1 protein-coding gene and 2 pseudogenes are annotated in these 1,834 nt (G+C 70.1%); 1 reads left to right on the plus strand and 2 read right to left on the minus strand.

Annotated elements, in window-relative coordinates; genetic code table 11:
• Nucleotides 1-191, plus strand: a pseudogene (locus ACJMNC_RS10980) (zinc-dependent alcohol dehydrogenase); the annotation flags it as partial.
• Between the two features lie 4 nt (nt 192-195).
• Here ACJMNC_RS10980 and ACJMNC_RS10985 read toward each other — a convergent pair.
• Together ACJMNC_RS10985 and ACJMNC_RS10990 are read right to left on the minus strand one after the other, a co-directional pair.
• A complete protein-coding gene (locus ACJMNC_RS10985) occupies nt 196-1,545 on the minus strand; it encodes a WS/DGAT/MGAT family O-acyltransferase (protein WP_408947998.1) in 1,350 nt (449 codons plus the stop codon).
• Between the two features lie 58 nt (nt 1,546-1,603).
• Nucleotides 1,604-1,834: pseudogene (locus ACJMNC_RS10990) on the minus strand (nicotinate-nucleotide diphosphorylase (carboxylating)); the annotation flags it as partial.

Below are 1,834 nucleotides of genomic sequence, written 5' to 3' on the forward strand. Positions count from 1 at the left end.
TGGCAGCCCCACTAGTCCGGCGCCCGCATCTTCAGCTAGCCCGGCAGGCCATGGTCGAGGCGATCGACTTCTACGCCCGCGGCCTGATCACCCCGACGGTGGCCACCACCGGCCTGGGCGAGATCAACGAGGTCTTCGACCGGATGGAGAAGGGCGAGATCGACGGCCGCATGGTGATCGACTACCGGTGACCGGCTACCCGTGACCGTCGGCGGTCGCCGCCACCAGCTCGGCGACCGCCGACCGCGTGTACTCGGCGAGCCGCTGCAGATGCGGCAACGTGTCCCGGCAGCCGACGAAGCCGAGCGTCACCGAATCGGCGTACCCGATCAGGGTCACGTTGAGGCCGTAGCCGTCGACCAGGAACGAGATGGGGACGACGTACTCGAGTTCGGCGCCGAGCAGATACCGCTTCTCCCGGCCCAGCACCACATTGGAGACCGTGAAGTTGAACAGCCGCGGCAGCCGGGTGGCCAGCCCGGCATGCTGCGCCAGCAGCAGCGGGGTCATCCCGATCAGCGCGAAATAGTCCTGAGAACTGCGGCTGAGTCCGTCGACGTCCTGTTTGCCGCGGCGGGTGTGGGCGGCCACCGTCGCCAGCCGCCGCAGCGGGTCGTCGACGTCGGTGCCCAGCGGGGTGACGAAGCCCGTGGCCGCGTTCCGGGTCTGCTGATCGCGGCTCAGCCCGATCGGCACCGACGCGGTGAGGCTGGCCTCCGGCAGCGCCGACAACTCCGCCAGATACCGCCGAACCGCACCGCCGACCGCCGCGAGAACCACGTCGTTCACCGTGGTGCCGGCCGCCGAGGCGAACTGCTTGAGGGTGGCCAGCGGCACCTGTTCGACGGCGACCCGGCGGTGCGGGCCGAGCCGGGTGTTCAGCACCGAGCTCGGCGTGCGGGCCGCGGCCCGCACGAAACTCTCCGGCCCCACGGACATGCCGAGCAGCTTGGGCAGCAGGGCGGCGGTGGCGAGTGTGCCCTCGGTGACCCGCCGCGGAAGAATCGTCAGCCGCTGCAGCAGGCTGAGGTCACCGCTGGTGTCGACCTCCCCACCGGTGGGGGGCCCGGCCTCCGGGTCGGTGCTCAGCCACGATTTGATGGTCTCGACGGCGGCGCCGCCGTCGGTCGCACAATGGTGGGCCTTGAAGTAGAAGGCGAAACGATCGTTCTCGAGCCCTTCGATCACATGCGCCTCCCACAGCGGCCGGGTCAGGTCGAGTGGCCGCGAATGCAGGCGTTCGACCAGCGCACCGAGCTCGGCCTCCCCACCCGGTGAGGGCAGTGCATCGAGCCGGACGTGGTAGGTGGGATCGGGTTCGGTCTTCTTCCAGTACGCGGCGTCGGCGAGCGGCAGACCGGCGAGCCTGCTGTCGTACGGGAAGGGCAGAAAGGCCAGGGCGGAGAAGGCGCGGTAGACCTGCCGGACGAAGTCGTGCGGTGCGCCCGGCGGCAGCCGGAAGATCGCCAGAGCGCCGATGTGCATGGGCGTGCGCGGCGACTCCATGCGCAGCAGGGCGTGATCGACCGGGGTCAGCAGCCTCATGGCCCGATGGTAGCCGCGCAGCGGCGTCCCGGTGACGACGTTGCCGCAGCTCCCCGACTCACCAGTCCAGGCCGAGATCCAGGGCGGTGACCGAATGGGTGAGGGCGCCGACCGCCAGGTAATCGACGCCGGTGCGCGCATAGTCCAGAGCCATGTCCAGACTCAGCCCGCCCGACGACTCCAGCTTGGTGCCGGGATTGCGGCTGTCCCGGCGCTGGACCGCCATCTGGGTCTCCCACGGCTCGAAGTTGTCGAGCAGCACCAGCTGCGGATCCAGCGCCAGCACCTC

The organism is Gordonia sp. VNK21 (genome assembly GCF_046098115.1).
Classification (GTDB): Bacteria; Actinomycetota; Actinomycetes; order Mycobacteriales; family Mycobacteriaceae; genus Gordonia.